Raw genomic sequence first — 15,277 nt, 5'->3', positions numbered from 1 at the left:
TATTCTAGCACTGTTCGTCGCCCGGGATCGCGTAGCCTTCGGCGCGGTAGCGCTGCAGTTTGTAGCGCAGCGTGCGCTCGGAGATGCCGAGCCGTTCCACCGCGCGCTTGCGCGATCCGCCCACTTCGCGCAGCACGCGCAGGATGTGCTCGCGCTCGCGCTCGCGCACCGTCTGGGCACCGCCCTCCTCTTCGTGCGCCACGGGAGCGGAGTTCGGCGCCGCGACTGCCGCTGCCCTCGGTTCTTGCGCTGCTCTGGCCTGCGAGCCCGCGCGCACAGACAGGCAGGCGGTGAGCGCCGCGGCGTCGATCGCGTTGCCGGGAGCGAGGATGAGGGCGCGCTGCAAGGTGTTCTCCAGTTCGCGGACGTTGCCGGGCCAATCGTATTGGAGCAAGATTCGTGCCGCCTCGTCGGTGAGCGTGGCGCCGTTCTTGCCGAAACGCGCGCCGTGCACGGCGAGAAAGCGCTGCGCGAGCGGCAGGATGTCGCCGGGGCGCTCGCGCAGCGGCGGGATGCGCAAGGGGAAGACGGCGAGGCGATAGTAAAGGTCTTGGCGGAAGCGCCCGGCGGCGACTTCCGCGGGCAGGTCGCGGTTGGTGGTGGCGAGGATGCGCACGTCGAGGGGAATCGGTTTGCGGCCGCCGAGGCGCTCGACTTCCTTTTCCTGGAGCACGCGCAGCAGCTTGGCCTGCAGCGCGAGCGGCATTTCGGAGATTTCGTCGAGCAGCAGCGTGCCGTGCTGCGCCTGCTCGAATTTGCCGGGCTGGGCGGTGCTCGCGCCGGTGAAGGCGCCTTTCTCGTGGCCGAAGAGGGTGGCTTCGAGCAGGTGCTCGGGGATGGCGGCGCAGTTGATGGCCACGAACGGCCCGTCGTGCCGCGGGGAGTGGCGGTGCAGGAAGCGGGCATAGACTTCCTTGCCCACGCCCGATTCGCCTTCGAGGAGCACGGTGGCGTCGGTCTGGGCCACGCGCTCGGCCAGTTGCAGCAGCTGGCGGCTGGCGGGGTCGGCGGCGACGAGTTCGTCGTCTCCGCCGGGCTGGGCGTACTTGTGCACGAGGGAGAGGAGCGCCGCCGGCTCGAAGGGCTTGAGGAGGAATTCGCAGGCGCCGCCGCGCATGGCGGCCACGGCGCTGGCGACGTCGCCATAGGCGGTCATGATGGCTACCGGCAGCTGCGGCAGCCGCCGGCGCACGGCGTCCAGCACTTCGAGCCCGTTCATGGGGGACATTTTGAGGTCGGTGAGCACCATGGCCACCGCTTCGCGCTCGAGCGCGGCGAGCGCTTCGGGGCCGGAGCCGACGGCGATCGGGCGGTAGCCGCCCATTTCCAGGGTGAGCGCGACGGCGTCGCGCAGGTTCGCGTCGTCCTCGACGATCAGGATCGGCAGCGGTTCGCTCATTCGTCCTCCAGAGGCGGTGGGGAGAGCGGCAGCGTGAGCACGAAGCGGCTGCCCTCGCCGGGGCGTGAGAAGGCTTCGATGTCGCCGCCGTGCGCCCGCGCCACGCCGCGGGCGATCGCCAGCCCCAGCCCCGTGCCTTCGCTGCGGGTGGTGAAGAACGGTTCGAAAATGCGCTCCAGTGTGTCGGCGGCGATGCCGGGGCCCTCGTCGCGCACGACGAGATGCACCCGATCCCCCTCGCGTTCCCCTTCGAGGCGTACCGTGCCGCCTTCGGGGATGGCCTGCAGGGCGTTTTCCAGCAGATTGGTGAGGGCGCCGGCGAGCGCCTTGGCATCCCCTTGGACCCAGGTACCGGCGAGCGGCTCGAACGCGCCCTCGAGCCGGGCGCGTTTGGCGGCGGCGAGCGGTTCGAGGGCATGCAGCGTCTCGCGGGCGAGCGGCTCCAGCGCCACCGGCCCGCGCGCGCCGCTTTCGCCGCGGGCGAAGAGCAGCATGTCGCCGATGAGCCGCTCGAGGTGGCGCAGCCGCTCCTGCGCCCGCTCGGCGAGCAGGGCGCGGCGCTCGGGCGGCAGTTCGCCGGCGGCGAGGTTGCCGACGTAGAGCATGGAGGCGGCAAGCGGCGTGCGCAGCTGGTGCGCGAGCGCCGCCACCATCTCGCCCATGGCGGCGAGCCGCAGGTTGCGCTCCATCGCCTGGCGCAGGCGGTGCGCTTCGGTGACGTCGTGCAGCAGCAGCAGCCGCCCGCCGTGCGCGGCGAGATCGGCCCAGGAGAGGTCGAGCCGGCGAGCCGACCCGTCGGGCAAGGGCAACTCCACTTCCTGCGGCGTGTCGGTCGGCCGGAGCGTGGCGGCGAGCTCTGCCCACGCGCGCCCTTCCGGCTCGAGGCCGGGCCACAGCGCCTTGGCCGCCCGGTTCGCCTGCACGACGCGGTCTTGGGCATCGAGCACCAGCACGCCGGCCGGCAACGCCTGCAGCAGCACTTCCAGCCGCTCGGAGAGCATCCGGGCGCGCGCCTGCAGCGCCTCGTAGGAGCGCGTGAGCGCGTCGGAGGCGCGGGCGAACTGCTCGAAGGCGAGGGCGAGCTGTTCGGGCGTGAGCGAGGCGGCGGAATCGGCGGTCATGGTTTCTTACTATACGCGAAAGCGGCGGCGGCAGGAATTGCCGGCGGTTTTTGCCGCTATTTCCGCGACGGCTTGCCGCCCGACGCGCGATAATGCAGCATGAGACCGTTGCCCCTACGGCAGGAGAAGACATCATGGCCGAGGCCGATACGACGCTGAGCGCACGAGCCCCCACCCCGGCACGCTTGCCGCCGGCGCTGACGAACCTGATCGAGCGCATCGGGGCGCTCAGCCTGCAGCAGAAACTCGCCGCCGGCGCGGCGCTCGCCCTGGCGATCGCCCTCATCGTAGGGCTGCTCTTGTGGTCCAAGCCCGCCGACTATGCCGTGCTCTTCTCCAACCTGGACGAACGCGACGGCGGGGCGATCATCACCTCGCTGCAGCAGATGAACGTGCCGTATCGCTTTTCCGACAACGGCAGCGCCATCCTCGTGCCCTCTTCCCAAGTGCACGACCTGCGCCTGCGACTGGCGGCGCAGGGGCTGCCGCGCGGCGGCAACGTCGGTTTCGAGCTGATGGACAATCAAAAGCTGGGCATCACCCAGTTCGCCGAGCAGATCAACTACCAGCGCGCGGTGGAAGGGGAACTCGCGCGCACGATCCAAAACATCGGCGCGGTGTCGGCCGCGCGCGTGCATCTGGCCATTCCCAAGAAGACGGGCTTCCTGCGCGACAAGGAAAAACCCGCGGCCTCCGTGATGGTGACGCTACGCCCCGGCCGGGTGCTGGACGAAGCGCAGATCGCCGGCATCGTCCATCTCGTGAGCTCCAGCGTACCCGAGCTCACGCCCGATCGCGTCACCGTGGTCGACCAGTCGGGCAACCTCCTCACCCGCTCGCCGAACCAGAACAAGGGCGATCTGGATGCCAAGCAGTTGGCTTTCATCCAGGAGATGGAAGCGTCCTACGTTCGACGCGTCGAATCCATCCTCGAACCCATCGTCGGGGCGGGCAACTTCAAGGCGCAGGTGGCCGTCGACGTCGATTTCAACCAGACGGAACTCACGAGCGAATCCTACCGTCCCAATCCGGCGCCGGAACAGGCGATCCGCAGCCAGCGCATCGAAGAGCGCTACGGCGGCGAGCAGGTGCCGCAGGGCGTGCCGGGCGCGCTCACCAACCAGCCGCCGGTGCCGGCCACCGCGCCCATCACCACGCCGGAAGTCGGACAGGGCGCTGCCGCCGCTGCTGCCGGAGGCAAGCGCGAACGCACCGCCACCATCAACTATGAACTCGATCGCACGATCCAGCACACGAAAAAAGCGCTCGGCGACGTGCGCCGCCTCACGGTGGCCGTGGTCATCAACCAGAAGACCGAGACCACGCGCGAAGGCGTCAAAACCATCCCTTCGGACGAAGAGCTCGCCCAACTGGAGAAATTGGTGCAGAATGCAGTGGGGCTCAATCCGACGCGCGGCGACAGCATCACCGTCTCCGGAGCGCTCTTCGCCGGCAAAGTGGAAGAAATTTCTCCGCCCTGGTGGAAACGCCTGTGGAGCGATCCGGTCATGGTCGAACTGGTCCGCGAAGCTCTGCGCTACCTGCTGCTGGCCGTGGCCCTGGTGATCGTCTATTTCGGCGTGATCCGGCCGCTCGTGCGCACCGCAACCACCAAGGCGGAGAGGGAAGAAGTGCAAAGCGCCCCTCGACCCGCGGCCGCGGAGACCGAAGAGGAAGGGGCAATCGTGCAGCTGGGCGGCGTTTCACCCGCCGCGCCTTTCGAGCGCAAGCTCGCCGAACTGCGCCGCATCGCCCAGAACGATCCGAAGCTGCTCGCCAACCTGATCAAAGAGTGGCTCGGAGCCACGGAGAAACGCTGAGATGAGCGAGGACCCCGTCGAACGCGCCGCCTTATTGCTGCTCTCGCTCGGCCCGGCCGAAGCGGCCGAGGTCTTGAAGAACCTCGGCCCCAAGGAGGTGCAGAAACTGGGCACCGTCATGGCTTCACTGCCGCCCAAACCACGCGAGGAAGTGGAAAAGGTGCTCGACGAGGCCATCCAATACGTACAACGCGGGGCCCCGATCGAGCCCGATCCGGACAAGATCCGCGAGATGCTCACCCAGGCGCTGGGCGACGACAAGGCGAGTCACATCATCGCCCGCATCATGCAGGGCTCGGACACCGCCGCGATCGAGAGTCTGAAATGGCTCGACCCGGCCACCGCGGCCGACCTCATCAAGAACGAGCATCCGCAGATCATCGCCACCATCCTGGTCCATCTCGAATTCGATCAGGCAGCGGAGATCCTCAAGCACTTCCCCGAGCGCCTGCGCAACGAGGTGATTCTGCGCATCGCCACCCTCGAAGGCGTCCAACCCTTGGCGCTCAAGGAACTCAACGAGGCGCTCGGGAATCTCCTCGCCAACGCCGCTTCCAGCACCAAGAGCAAGGCGATGGGCGGCGTGCGACACGTGGCCGAGATCCTCAACTTCGCCGGGGCCCAGCTGGAGAACGAAGTCATCGAGGCGGTGCGCGAATACGATCCGGATCTGGCACAGAAAATCCTCGACGAGATGTTCGTCTTCGAGAACCTCATCGACATGGACGATCGCAGCCTGCAGACGGTGTTGCGCGAGGTCCAGAACGACCAGCTCGTCATCGCCCTCAAGGGCGCCTCACAGCAGCTGCGTGAGAAAGTCTTCAGGAACATGTCCCAACGCGCCGCCGAGATGCTGCGCGAGGATCTCGAAGCCAAAGGGCCGGTGCGTGTGTCCGAGGTCGAGGCGGCGCAGAAGGAGATCCTCAAGATCGTGCGGCGTCTGGCCGAAGAAGGAACGATCATGATGCCCGGCAAGGGCGGCGAAGAAGGGTTCATATGACCCTGGGAGCAGTGTGAGTGGCGATCGACCGTCATCAGGCCACCGGCCTCTACCGTCCCTGGCAACCGCCTTCCTTCGACGAGGCGGAAAACCGGCGCGATCGACCATCGGTCGGCGCAGAAGCGGCACGCCAAGGGGTGCAGCTGCCCACGGTCGAGGAACTCGAATCGCTCTATGAGCAGAGCCGCCGCGAAGGCTTCGCTGCCGGTCACGAGGAAGGATACGCTGCCGGCCACGCCGAAGGTCTCGCTCAAGGGCAAGAAGAAGGCCGACGTCAGGGCCATCAGGAGGGCTACGCCAAGGGCGAGGCCGAAGGGCGGGCCCAAGGGGAAGCCCAGGCCCGGGCGCAGTACGAGGCGCAATGGCAACAGCGCCTGGCGCTGGCCGACTCCCTGATCGAAGGACTGGAGCACCTGGCGGAGCGCACGCGCGAGGCTTTGGCCGAAGAGATCGCCGCCCTCGCCGTCGAAATCGCCCGCCACGTGCTGCAGGACGAGCTGCGCACTTCGCCCGAACGCATCGTCTCCCTCGTGCGCCGCCTGCTCGAAGAAGAGGGCGCGCCGCATCTCACGATTCGTCTTCACCCCGAGGATCTCTCTCTGGTGCGAGAGGGGCTCGACGCCGAACTCGCCAAGGGGGGCCACCGGCTCATCGCCGATGCCTCGATCGCGCGCGGCGGCTGTCTCGTCGAATCCGATTCCCACGTGACCGATGCCACCCTGCCCAACCGCTGGCGCCGACTCGTCGCCCGTCTCTGGCCGGAGAGCGCCAGCTGGGGAGAAGAAACCCACGTGCCGGACGATGCGCGGGAAGGTGCCCCATGAGCGAGACCGAAGCACTCATCCTCGATCCCTTGCAGCAGCGCCTGCGCACCTGGCGCGAAGCTTTGCGCCACACGCCGGTTTTCACCAAGGCCGGGCGGCTCGTGCGCATCAATGGCCTGGTGATGGAAGCCATGGGTCTCAAGCTGCCTCTGGGGGCGAGCTGCCGCATCGAAACCCCCACGGGCGGCAGCGTGGAAGCGGAAGTGGTGGGTTTTCAGGGGGACAAGCTCTTTCTCATGCCCACGGAGGAAGTCTATGGCCTCGCGCCTGGGGCGCGGGTCCTGCCGCCCGAACCGCCGCCCATTCCGTTGCATGCCGACGAGATCCCCGAGGCGCCTTCACCCGATCGCGCCAAGCACCTGCCGGCCGGAGAAGCCCTGCTGGGGCGCGTGGTCGATGCGGCGGGACGTCCGCTCGACGGCAAGGGACCGCTTGCCGGCGCCACGCTGCGTCCGCTCTTCGCCCCGCCGATCAATCCGCTCGCCCGCACGCCCATCGACACGCCGCTCGACGTGGGCATCCGCGCGATCAATGCGTTGCTCACCGTCGGAAGGGGTCAGCGGTTGGGGCTCTTCGCCGGCTCGGGGGTGGGGAAATCGGTGCTCATCGGCATGATGGCCCGATTCACCGTGGCCGAGGTGATCGTCGTGGGGCTGATCGGCGAGCGCGGCCGGGAAGTGAAGGAATTCATCGAACAAAACCTCGGCCCAGAGGGGCTCGCGCGGGCCGTGGTGGTGGCCGCCCCCGCCGACGTGAGCCCCCTGCTGCGGCTACAAGGCGCGGCCTATGCCACGGCGATCGCCGAGCAGTTCCGCGACGAAGGGCGCCACGTACTCCTCATCATGGATTCACTCACCCGCTACGCCATGGCGCAGCGCGAGATCGCGCTCGCCGTGGGCGAGCCGCCGGTGACGAAGGGTTATCCCCCCTCGGTATTCGCCCGTTTGCCCGCAATCGTGGAACGGACCGGCAACGGCACCGACGATCAGGGATCGATCACCGCCTTCTACACCGTGCTCACGGAGGGCGACGACCAACAGGATCCCATTGCCGACGCCGCCCGCGCCATTCTCGACGGTCACTTCGTGCTCTCGCGTGCGCTCGCCGACAGCGGTCACTACCCGGCCATCGACATCGAACAGTCGATCTCGCGCGTGATGCCCCAGGTGGTGAGCGAAGAACACCTCACGCTCGCCCGCCGCTTCAAGAAACTCTGGTCGCGCTACCAGCGCGCACGGGATCTCATCGCCGTGGGGGCCTACCAGCCCGGCGCCGACGTCGAGCTCGACGAAGCGGTACGACGCCAGCCGGCGATGGCCGCTTTCCTGCAACAGGGCATGAACGAATGCGTGTCCTTTACCGAGGCCTGCGAAGGCTTGCGCCGCGTGCTCGCCTGAAAGGGAAGCTTCCATGAGCAAGAACCGGTTCCGCATGTTGCGTGAGCTGATGCAGCGGCAGGAGGACGAAGCGGCCGAAGCGATGGGCGCCTGTATCCGCCGCCATCGCGACGCGGAGGAAAAGCGTGATCTGCTCGAACGTTTTCGTAGCGAATACGAAGAAAAACTGCGCCAGGCGCTGCGCGACGCGGCCCCGCCCGAGCTCATCGTCAACCACCGCGGTTTTCTGGCGCGGCTCGACGAAGCGCTCATGCTACAGCACGCAGAGCTCGAGCGCCTGAGGCATATGCTCGAAGAATCGCGCCGCGCGTGGCTGGCTGCGCGCACCCGTCGCCGCGCTTTCGAAGTGCTGGAAGCGCGCGCCGATGCCGAAGCGATGGCCCAGGCAGAACGGCTGGCACAGAAAGCACTCGATGAACATGCGACACAGAATCATCTGCGCCGTGAACGAGAATTCTGAACTCTGGCACCCTTTTTGCTCATGTTCAGTCGTCATCGCCCTCTCGGGAGTGTTTCATGAACCTGCAAACCGTCGCCCCCCAGGGTATCGATGTCCTCCGTGGCTCTAGTTTCACCGAGGCTGCCAAGGCCGCACCAACGGGCGATACTTTCGCCCAGCTTCTCGAGCGCCGGAACGCCGAGACCCGAAACGCATCACGCGAGAATCCCTCTGCCCCGAGGCCGGCGAACGAGCAACCGCCCTCGACGACGAACGCCACCCCGGAAAAACGCACCGACACGCCCGAGCCCCCTGCACCGGCACAACCTGCGCGCGACCCGGTCGCGCCGCCGGCACCCACCGCCAACGGGGACGCGACGGCAACCGCACCCGCGGTAGTGTCAGAAACGGCGCAGCCTCCGGCGGTGTCCGACACGAACGAGGAAAAGACTACCCCGCTCGATGACACGCTCCCACCCTCCGATCCCGGCCTTCTTCCCGGGGCGGTGATACTCCTTTCCGCACCGGCAGCAAGCGGTGGCCCCAGCGCCTCCGAGCCGAAAACCGACGTCCTCGTGCCCTCGGGCGCATCGGCAGAAATTGCCGTCTCCCCTGCAGTTTCCGCCGCCACGAGCAAATCGGCCGAATCAACCGCCTCTGCATCGCTCGAGGCCGCAGCCAAGCATTTTCGCTCCATCGTCCTAGAGGATCCCTCCCGCTCGCCCGCTTCCCCGACCGAGGATCCCGAACGACCCCTCGCCCCAGCCACCCCCCAACCGCTGCAAACCGCGATCGAACGCCTCTTGCGCGACGCGAACGAATCCTCGGTCTCGGTCACCCCCCTGCCCGAGCACGCCCAACGCAGCCCTCGAGCCAGCCGGCAGGGGCTGCCCTTGCCTGAAGGGGTCGTGCCGCCATTCGATCGCGGCCCCAAATCGGACATGACTCAGGCGACGCCGATCACGCTGCAGCCAGACCCTCTGAACACGTCCGAAGGCGTAGAAAAAGGCACGATACCCTCTGGGCATCCTGCCGAAGGAAGCGCTGCCTCACGTCACCCTGCGCTTTCCTCTTTCTCCCCCGCCCCGGCTTCCTCACCGGCCGCGGAAACGCGCACGCTCTCCGTGCATACGCCACCCACCGAAGTGGAGCGCTGGGCGAGCGAAACCACGCAGCGCCTGGTCTGGCTGGCTGGGCGCGGCGAGACCAAAGCCGAGCTCCAGCTCACCCCGCCTTCGCTCGGCAAGCTGGAAATCAGCCTCATCGTCAACAACGATCAGCTCACGGCGCATTTCGTCGCGGCCAGCCAGGCCACCCGTGACGCCCTCGAGCATGCCCTGCCCCACTTGCGCGAGCAGCTCGCCCAGGCCGGTATGTCACTGGGGCAGACGAGCGTGAGCACGGGGGATTCTTCCGACCAGCAAGACCAGAACGGATCCGCTTCCACCCCGGCTACGAACGAGGGCCGCTCCCAAGCATCCCCTGCCAGAGAGGAGGATGTGGGGCGCCTACTGCAGCGCGGCCTGATCGATCACTACGCCTGAAAGTCGAATTGAGCCGGGTCGATGGCGCTTTTCGGCGCTCGGCGGAGGATAATGTCGCGCTATCCTGACTCAAGAACGATCGAGAGCGAGAAGACCCATGGCCAAGCCCGAGGAAAAACCAGAGAGCGAAAGCGCCCCCCCCGAAGCTGCTACCGGCATCAGCAAGAAGACCAAGCTACTCGTCCTGCTGCTGGTCGGGCTTCTGCTGCTGGCGCTTCTCGCGCTCGGCGCCCTGACGCTGCTGCTCATCAAACAGCGCAGCACCCAATCAGGGGAGGGAGCCGATCCCACCTCGGTTACCCGACCCACCACCCCCCCACCGATCACCGTCAACCCGAGTTCGCCGCCCGTGTTCGTGGCGCTCGACCCCTTCGTCGTCAACCTCGCGCCGGGTGAAGGCGAGCGCTATCTTCAGACCATCATCGTCCTGCGCCTGGCCGATTCGAAATTCGATGCCACCCTCAAACAGTATCTCCCGGAGGTACAGCACCGGATCAATCTGCTGCTCTCGAGCAAGCTTCCCTCGGAGCTCGTCACCCCCCAAGGGCGAGAACAACTCGCACGTGAGCTCACCGACGAAATCAACCGTGTGCTCGGCTATCCTCCCCCTCCTGCCGGTCAGCAACCGCAGGGGCCGACCGGCCCGGTCCAAGCGGTACTCTTCCGCTCCTTCATCATCCAATAGCGAAACGCACTCGGACGACGACCATGGTGGGCGGCGGCGAATTCCTGACGCAAAAAGAAGTCGACGAGCTCTTGCGGGACGTAACCGGCGAGACCGAAGAGCCCGAGACGTCCGACGGCGAGGGAGAAGGCGGCATCCGCCCCTACAATCTCGCCACGCAAGAGCGCATCATGCGCGGGCGCATGCCCACGCTCGAGCTCATCAACGAGCGCTTCGCCCGCAACCTGCGCATCGGCCTGTTCAACTACATCCGGCGCAACGTCGAAGTCGCCGTGGGCGCCCTGCACGTGCAGAAATACGCTGAATTCCTGCGCAACCTCGTCATCCCTTCCAACCTCAACCTCGTGCAGATGAAACCCTTTCGCGGCACGGGGCTGATCGTGATGGAGCCCAACCTCATCTTCCTCGTGGTCGACATCCTCTTCGGCGGCGACGGGCGCTTTCGTACCCGCATCGAAGGGCGCGACTTCAGCCCCACGGAGCAGCGCATCATCCTGGGCATGCTCAACGTGATCTTCGAGGAATATCAGAAGTCCTGGGCGCCGGTCTACAAGATCGAGCTCAACTACGTGCGCTCGGAGATGAACCCGCAATTCGCCAACATCGCCACGCCCTCCGAGATCGTCGTCACCTCCCAGTTCTCGCTCGACTTCGGCATCGGCCAAGCCAACCTGATGCTGTGCTGGCCCTACTCCATGCTCGAGCCCGTGCGCGACATTCTCTACTCGACGATGCAGAGCGACCAGATGACGCAAGACACGCGCTGGACCCGCAATCTCGGTCGCCGCCTCATGGAAGCGGAAGTGGAACTGCGCGCCGAACTGGGCCATGCCGACATGGTCCTGGCCGACATCGTGGAAATGCGCGTGGGCGACGTCATACCGCTCGAAGTCCCCGAATTGGTGACGATGTTCTGTGAGAACATCCCGGTGCTGCGCGGCCAGTACGGCACGCGCGAAGGCCACTATGCGATCAAGGTCGACCATTTCGTCGCCGAAGAAGAACCGGACGAAGAGGATTCCAAATTCTCCCCCCCGACATGATCGACGGGAAAGACCTCCTCTCCCCTTTCCTGAGTCCTGCGTAAGGATTTTCCCATGGCCGAGAACGAAACCCCCAAGGAAGAAGACCAGGTCAGCGCCGACGACTGGGCCGCAGCGATGCAGGAACAGCAAAGCCAGGCCGGCGAAGGCGATGCAGCGCGCCACGAAGACGAATGGGCGGCGGCGCTCGCCGAACAGGCGCAACACGACCAGGAGATGGCCCGCGTCGCCCAAGAGCTCAAGCAGGCGAGCGACCCCTACCAGGCCAAACCCGCCAAGGATCTCTTCCCCGAATTCGGCGCCGGCGGTGCTGAGGGCGACAAGCTCAACGACTTCAAGATGATTCTCGACATCCCGGTGCGCGTCACCGTGGAGCTGGGGCGCACGAAACTCGCGATCCGCGACGTGCTGCAGCTCGCGCACGGTTCGGTGATCGAGCTCGAGGGGCTCGCCGGTGAACCGATGGACGTGCTCGTCAATGGCACGCTCATCGCCCAGGGCGAAGTGGTCGTGGTGAATGAAAAATTCGGCATCCGCCTCACCGACATCATCACGCCGGCCGAGCGGATGCGCAAGTTGCGACAAGAGAGCTGAAGCAGGGGCAGGCCAGGACGTCCCGCCCCTCGAGGTGTCACGCGGTCGGCGTGAGCAGCAGGCGGTTCATGCGCTGCACGAAAGCCGCCGGATCTTCCAGTTTTCCTCCTTCGGCGAGCAACGCCTCCTCATAGAGGAGCAACGCCCAATCGGCGAACGCTTCGTCGGAGGCCGCCTGCAGCCTGGCGATCACCGGGTGCGTCGGGTTGAGCTCGAGGATGGGCTTGTGCGCCGGCACCTCCTGCCCGAGCTCGCGCAGCAGCCGCGCGAGCTGCATCCCCGGCTCGTGCTCCTCGACCACCAGGCAAGCGGGCGCCTCCGTGAGCCGCGAGGAGACCCGCACCGCCTTGACGCGCTCACCCAAAGCCGTTTGCAACCGTTCGAGGAGCGGCTTGAGCCGCTCATCGGCCTCCTCACGCGCCTTTTTCTCCTCTTCCGACAGCAGCGCCGACTCCATCTCGCCCTTGGCGACAGAGGCGAGCGGCTTGCCCCGATACTCGGGCAGATAAGCCACCCACCATTCGTCGATGCGATCGGCAAGGAGCAGCACCTCGATCCCTTTCTGGCGGAAAGCCTCTAGATGCGGGCTGTGGCGCGCCGCGGAGAAAGACTCGGCCGTGAGGTAGTAGATACGCTCCTGCCTCGGTTTCATGTGAGAAATATAATCATCGAACGAGACCGTCTCTTCGGGCGAGTCGTTGTACGTGGACGCGAAGCGCAAGAGACCGGCGATGCGCTCGCGGTTGGCCGGATCCTCGATGATGCCTTCCTTGAGCACGCGGCCGAACTCGCGCCAGAAGCGGGCGTATTTCTCCGGCTCGTTCTTGGCGAGCTGCTCGAGCAGCCCCAGCACGCGTTTGGTGACGCCGGCACGGATCGCCTCGATCTCGCGCGAATCCTGAAGCATCTCGCGCGAGACGTTGAGCGGCAGATCGGCCGCGTCGACCACGCCGCGCACGAAGCGCAGGTAGCGCGGCAGCAACCGCTCGGCATCCTCCAGCACGAAGACGCGCCGCACGTAGAGCTTGAGCCCGTGACGCGGCGTGCGCTCGAAGAGGTCGAACGGCGCGCGCTGCGGCAGGTAGAGGAGCATCGTGTATTCGTGCCGGCCCTCCACCTTGGCGTGCGTCCAGGCCAGCGGCGCCTCGAAGTCGTGCGCCACGTGTTTGTAGAATTCGATGTATTCCTCTTCGGAGATCTCCTGCTTGGCGCGGGCCCACAGAGCGGAGGCGCGATTGACCTGCTCCCATTCTTCTTCCTTGACGAGCTCGCCGCGGTCCTCGTCCCCGCGGTCCTCGTCCCAGCGCTCCTTGCGCATCAGGATGGGCCAGAGGATGTGATCGGAATACTTGCGGATGAGCTCGCGCAGCCGCACCCCGGAGAGGAATTCGTCTTCCCCCTCGCGCAGATGCAGCACCACCTCGGTGCCGCGCTCGGGGCGCTCGATCCCGGCCACCTCGAAAGTCCCCGCCGACTCGCCCGTCATGGCGCATTCCCACAGCACGCCGGCGCTCGGCAGTGAACCGGCGCGGCGCGAGCGCACGGTGACACGGTCGGCCACGATGAAGGCGGAGTAGAAACCGACGCCGAACTGGCCGATGAGCCGCGCGTCGGCCTGCCCCTCGGCACCGAGCTTTTGCAGGAACTCGCGCGTACCCGACTTGGCGATGGTGCCCAGATGGGCTACCGCCTCCTCACGGCTCATGCCGATGCCGTTGTCGCGGATCGTCACGGTGCGCGCCGTGCGGTCGTAATCGACCCAGATTTTGAGTTCGCCGTCGCCCTCGAAGAGCTCCGGTTGTTGCGCCGCCTCGAAACGCAGTTTGTCACAGGCATCCGACGCGTTCGAGACGAGCTCACGCAGAAAGATTTCTTTGTTCGAATAGAGCGAATGCACCACCAGGTGCAGCAGCTGCTGCACCTCGGCCTGAAACTCCATTTTCCGGCGGGTTGCGTCGTTCGTTTCAGCCATCGTCTCGCTCCTGTCGATCGTCGTTCGGGATTCCTCGTTTCTGGGCATGGCAAGGAAAATTTTCAAGAGGAGGTTTCGTAGCGGATATCGACGATCTCCACCTCGCGCACGCCGCCCGGCGTCGGGATACGCACCACGTCGCCCAATTCGGCCTTGAGCAAGCCGCGCGCGAGCGGCGCGATCCAGCTCACCTTGCCCTCCCCCGCATCGGCCTCGTCCACCCCGACGATCTGCCAGGTCTCCTCGGTCTCGGTATTCAGATCGCGGATCGTCACCGTCGCCCCGAAGAAGACGCGGTCGGTCTGCGTCTGTTCGCGCGGATCGACCACCACGGCCGATTCCAGCCGTTTGGTGAGGTAACGCAGGCGCCGGTCGATCTCACGCAGGCGGCGCTTGCCGTAGATGTAATCGCCGTTCTCGGAACGGTCACCGTTGCTCGCCGCCCAAGCCACCGTCTCGACGAGTTGCGGGCGTTCGACCTTGACGAGCCGCTCGAACTCCTCGCGCAAGGCGCGATACCCCGCTGGCGTCATGTAGTTCTTGAACCCGGGAAAGCTCTGGACCTCGACGAGCTCTTCGTCCTCGTCGACCTCGCTCTCACGCACGAATGCCTTGCTCATGCGTAGACCTCCTGTCAGAGTCGGCAAAAAACGCTAAAGTATAGTCTTCGACACCACCGGAGGGTTCCACCATGACGTTCGCCACCGATCCGCTCGTCGTCCTCATCCACGGCGCTGGACACGACCGACGCATCTGGTGGGCCGTCACCCTGGGGCTGAGCCGGCTGGGCTGGCAGGTGAGCGCCCCCGACCTTCCGGGACACGGTGCCGACGAACGTGCGCCGTGTCCCACCATCGAGGAATACGCTGCGGCGCTCGCCGTCGGTCTCGATCCCGAGCGCCCGATCGTCGCCGTCGGCCACAGCATGGGCTCGCTCGTGGCGCTCGAACTCGCCGCGCGGCTGGGTGAGCGCTGCCGCGGACTCGCGCTCATCGGCACGGCACTGCCGATGGCGGTGAGTGCGGAATTGCTCGAGCGTGCCGCCGAGCCGCGCGCCGCTTGCCAGCTGATGGAACCCTGGGCGTTCGGGGCACGCGCCCGGAACACGGGGCTGCCACGCGCCGTGCAGGAACTCGTGCTGGAACAACGCCCCGGCGTGCTCGCCAATGACCTGCGCGCCTGCGCCGCCTACGCCGCCGAACCGGCGCTGGAGCGCGCCAAGGGAATGCGTGCACCGGCGCTCTTCCTCACCGGCGCACAAGACCGGATGACGCCCGTCAAGGCCGCGACCCGCCTGTGGGAAACGCTGGCGCGACGCGAAGCCGCCTGCACCTGGCAGACGCTCCCCGGCGTGGGGCACACCCCGATGCTGGAAGCGCCGCTCACCTTGCGCTGGCTGCTACATCGTTTCCTGCGCAACTGCCGCTGATCATTGGATG

14 protein-coding genes are annotated in these 15,277 nt (G+C 66.5%); 10 read left to right on the top strand and 4 right to left on the bottom strand.

All coding sequences use genetic code 11. The features are described 5' to 3' along the window. Positions 1 to 4 precede the first annotated feature (4 nt). Both EPD81_RS04815 and EPD81_RS04810 read right to left on the bottom strand, forming a co-directional pair. Positions 5 to 1,399 carry a sigma-54 dependent transcriptional regulator gene (locus tag EPD81_RS04815; protein ID WP_142804325.1) on the bottom strand — a complete coding sequence of 465 codons (1,395 nt, stop codon included), beginning with the start codon at positions 1,397 to 1,399 and terminating at the stop codon, positions 5 to 7. Further along, entirely contained in the window at positions 1,396 to 2,520 is a 1,125-nt protein-coding gene (locus EPD81_RS04810) for a PAS domain-containing sensor histidine kinase (protein ID WP_142804324.1), read from the bottom strand. Before EPD81_RS04810 ends, EPD81_RS04815 begins: the two co-directional genes overlap by 4 nt. 134 nt (positions 2,521 to 2,654) lie before the next feature. On the opposite strand from EPD81_RS04810, the gene fliF reads away from it, so the two are divergent. The 9 genes from fliF to fliN all read left to right on the top strand — a co-directional run bounded on the left by fliF (position 2,655) and on the right by fliN (position 11,866). Continuing rightward, complete coding sequence (fliF, locus tag EPD81_RS04805; protein ID WP_142804323.1) at positions 2,655 to 4,340, top strand: flagellar basal-body MS-ring/collar protein FliF; 1,686 nt, start codon at positions 2,655 to 2,657, stop codon at positions 4,338 to 4,340. A 1-nt stretch (position 4,341) separates the two neighbouring features. Further along, a complete protein-coding gene (gene fliG, locus EPD81_RS04800) occupies positions 4,342 to 5,340 on the top strand; it encodes a flagellar motor switch protein FliG (RefSeq protein ID WP_142804322.1) in 999 nt (332 codons plus the stop codon). A gap of 17 nt (positions 5,341 to 5,357) precedes the next feature. Beyond that, positions 5,358 to 6,164, top strand: a complete 807-nt coding sequence (locus tag EPD81_RS04795; protein WP_142804321.1) for a flagellar assembly protein FliH — start codon at positions 5,358 to 5,360, stop codon at positions 6,162 to 6,164. Next, complete coding sequence (gene fliI / locus EPD81_RS04790; RefSeq protein ID WP_142804320.1) at positions 6,161 to 7,561, top strand: flagellar protein export ATPase FliI; 1,401 nt, start codon at positions 6,161 to 6,163, stop codon at positions 7,559 to 7,561. The genes EPD81_RS04795 and fliI overlap by 4 nt, the downstream gene beginning before the upstream one ends. Positions 7,562 to 7,574: 13 nt before the next feature. Beyond that, positions 7,575 to 8,021, top strand: a complete 447-nt coding sequence (gene fliJ, locus EPD81_RS04785) for a flagellar export protein FliJ (RefSeq protein ID WP_142804319.1) — start codon at positions 7,575 to 7,577, stop codon at positions 8,019 to 8,021. Positions 8,022 to 8,077: 56 nt separating this feature from the next. Next, complete coding sequence (locus EPD81_RS04780; protein WP_142804318.1) at positions 8,078 to 9,544, top strand: flagellar hook-length control protein FliK; 1,467 nt, start codon at positions 8,078 to 8,080, stop codon at positions 9,542 to 9,544. 97 nt (positions 9,545 to 9,641) lie between these two features. After that, positions 9,642 to 10,229 carry a flagellar basal body-associated protein FliL gene (gene fliL / locus EPD81_RS04775; RefSeq protein WP_142804317.1) on the top strand — a complete coding sequence of 196 codons (588 nt, stop codon included), beginning with the start codon at positions 9,642 to 9,644 and terminating at the stop codon, positions 10,227 to 10,229. Between the two features lie 23 nt (positions 10,230 to 10,252). After that, the gene (gene fliM / locus EPD81_RS04770; protein ID WP_142804316.1) at positions 10,253 to 11,272 is read left to right on the top strand and encodes a flagellar motor switch protein FliM; all 1,020 of its coding nucleotides are present in this window, start codon (positions 10,253 to 10,255) and stop codon (positions 11,270 to 11,272) included. A 54-nt stretch (positions 11,273 to 11,326) separates the two neighbouring features. After that, positions 11,327 to 11,866 carry a flagellar motor switch protein FliN gene (gene fliN, locus EPD81_RS04765; protein ID WP_142804315.1) on the top strand — a complete coding sequence of 180 codons (540 nt, stop codon included), beginning with the start codon at positions 11,327 to 11,329 and terminating at the stop codon, positions 11,864 to 11,866. 37 nt (positions 11,867 to 11,903) lie between these two features. Here the strand turns inward: fliN and htpG are convergent, their stop codons facing one another. Further along, positions 11,904 to 13,838, bottom strand: a complete 1,935-nt coding sequence (gene htpG, locus EPD81_RS04760; protein ID WP_142804314.1) for a molecular chaperone HtpG — start codon at positions 13,836 to 13,838, stop codon at positions 11,904 to 11,906. Between the two features lie 62 nt (positions 13,839 to 13,900). Then, complete coding sequence (greB, locus tag EPD81_RS04755; protein WP_142804313.1) at positions 13,901 to 14,458, bottom strand: transcription elongation factor GreB; 558 nt, start codon at positions 14,456 to 14,458, stop codon at positions 13,901 to 13,903. Between the two features lie 71 nt (positions 14,459 to 14,529). Between greB and EPD81_RS04750 the strand changes: the two genes are divergently transcribed. Continuing rightward, positions 14,530 to 15,267: an alpha/beta fold hydrolase gene (locus EPD81_RS04750; protein WP_142804312.1), complete on the top strand. Its 738-nt coding sequence runs from the start codon at positions 14,530 to 14,532 to the stop codon at positions 15,265 to 15,267. Positions 15,268 to 15,277 lie beyond the last annotated feature (10 nt).

Source organism: Tepidiphilus sp. J10 (assembly GCF_006980785.1).
Taxonomy (GTDB): Bacteria; Pseudomonadota; Gammaproteobacteria; order Burkholderiales; family Rhodocyclaceae; genus Tepidiphilus; species Tepidiphilus olei.
The sequence above is the reverse complement of the archived record's forward strand: the minus strand, read 5'-3'. Positions and strand labels throughout refer to the sequence as shown.

Excerpts from the sequence above, each read along its gene's own strand:
- EPD81_RS04810 (WP_142804324.1), bottom strand. The coding sequence starts at position 2,520 with ATGACCGCCGATTCCGCCGCCTCGCTCACGCCCGAACAGCTCGCCCTC.
- EPD81_RS04780 (WP_142804318.1), top strand. The coding sequence starts at position 8,078 with ATGAACCTGCAAACCGTCGCCCCCCAGGGTATCGATGTCCTCCGTGGC.
- fliF (WP_142804323.1), top strand. The coding sequence starts at position 2,655 with ATGGCCGAGGCCGATACGACGCTGAGCGCACGAGCCCCCACCCCGGCA.
- fliL (WP_142804317.1), top strand. The coding sequence starts at position 9,642 with ATGGCCAAGCCCGAGGAAAAACCAGAGAGCGAAAGCGCCCCCCCCGAA.
- EPD81_RS04815 (WP_142804325.1), bottom strand. The coding sequence starts at position 1,399 with ATGAGCGAACCGCTGCCGATCCTGATCGTCGAGGACGACGCGAACCTG.
- fliI (WP_142804320.1), top strand. The coding sequence starts at position 6,161 with ATGAGCGAGACCGAAGCACTCATCCTCGATCCCTTGCAGCAGCGCCTG.
- fliN (WP_142804315.1), top strand. The coding sequence starts at position 11,327 with ATGGCCGAGAACGAAACCCCCAAGGAAGAAGACCAGGTCAGCGCCGAC.
- fliJ (WP_142804319.1), top strand. The coding sequence starts at position 7,575 with ATGAGCAAGAACCGGTTCCGCATGTTGCGTGAGCTGATGCAGCGGCAG.
- htpG (WP_142804314.1), bottom strand. The coding sequence starts at position 13,838 with ATGGCTGAAACGAACGACGCAACCCGCCGGAAAATGGAGTTTCAGGCC.
- greB (WP_142804313.1), bottom strand. The coding sequence starts at position 14,458 with ATGAGCAAGGCATTCGTGCGTGAGAGCGAGGTCGACGAGGACGAAGAG.
- EPD81_RS04750 (WP_142804312.1), top strand. The coding sequence starts at position 14,530 with ATGACGTTCGCCACCGATCCGCTCGTCGTCCTCATCCACGGCGCTGGA.
- fliM (WP_142804316.1), top strand. The coding sequence starts at position 10,253 with ATGGTGGGCGGCGGCGAATTCCTGACGCAAAAAGAAGTCGACGAGCTC.
- fliG (WP_142804322.1), top strand. The coding sequence starts at position 4,342 with ATGAGCGAGGACCCCGTCGAACGCGCCGCCTTATTGCTGCTCTCGCTC.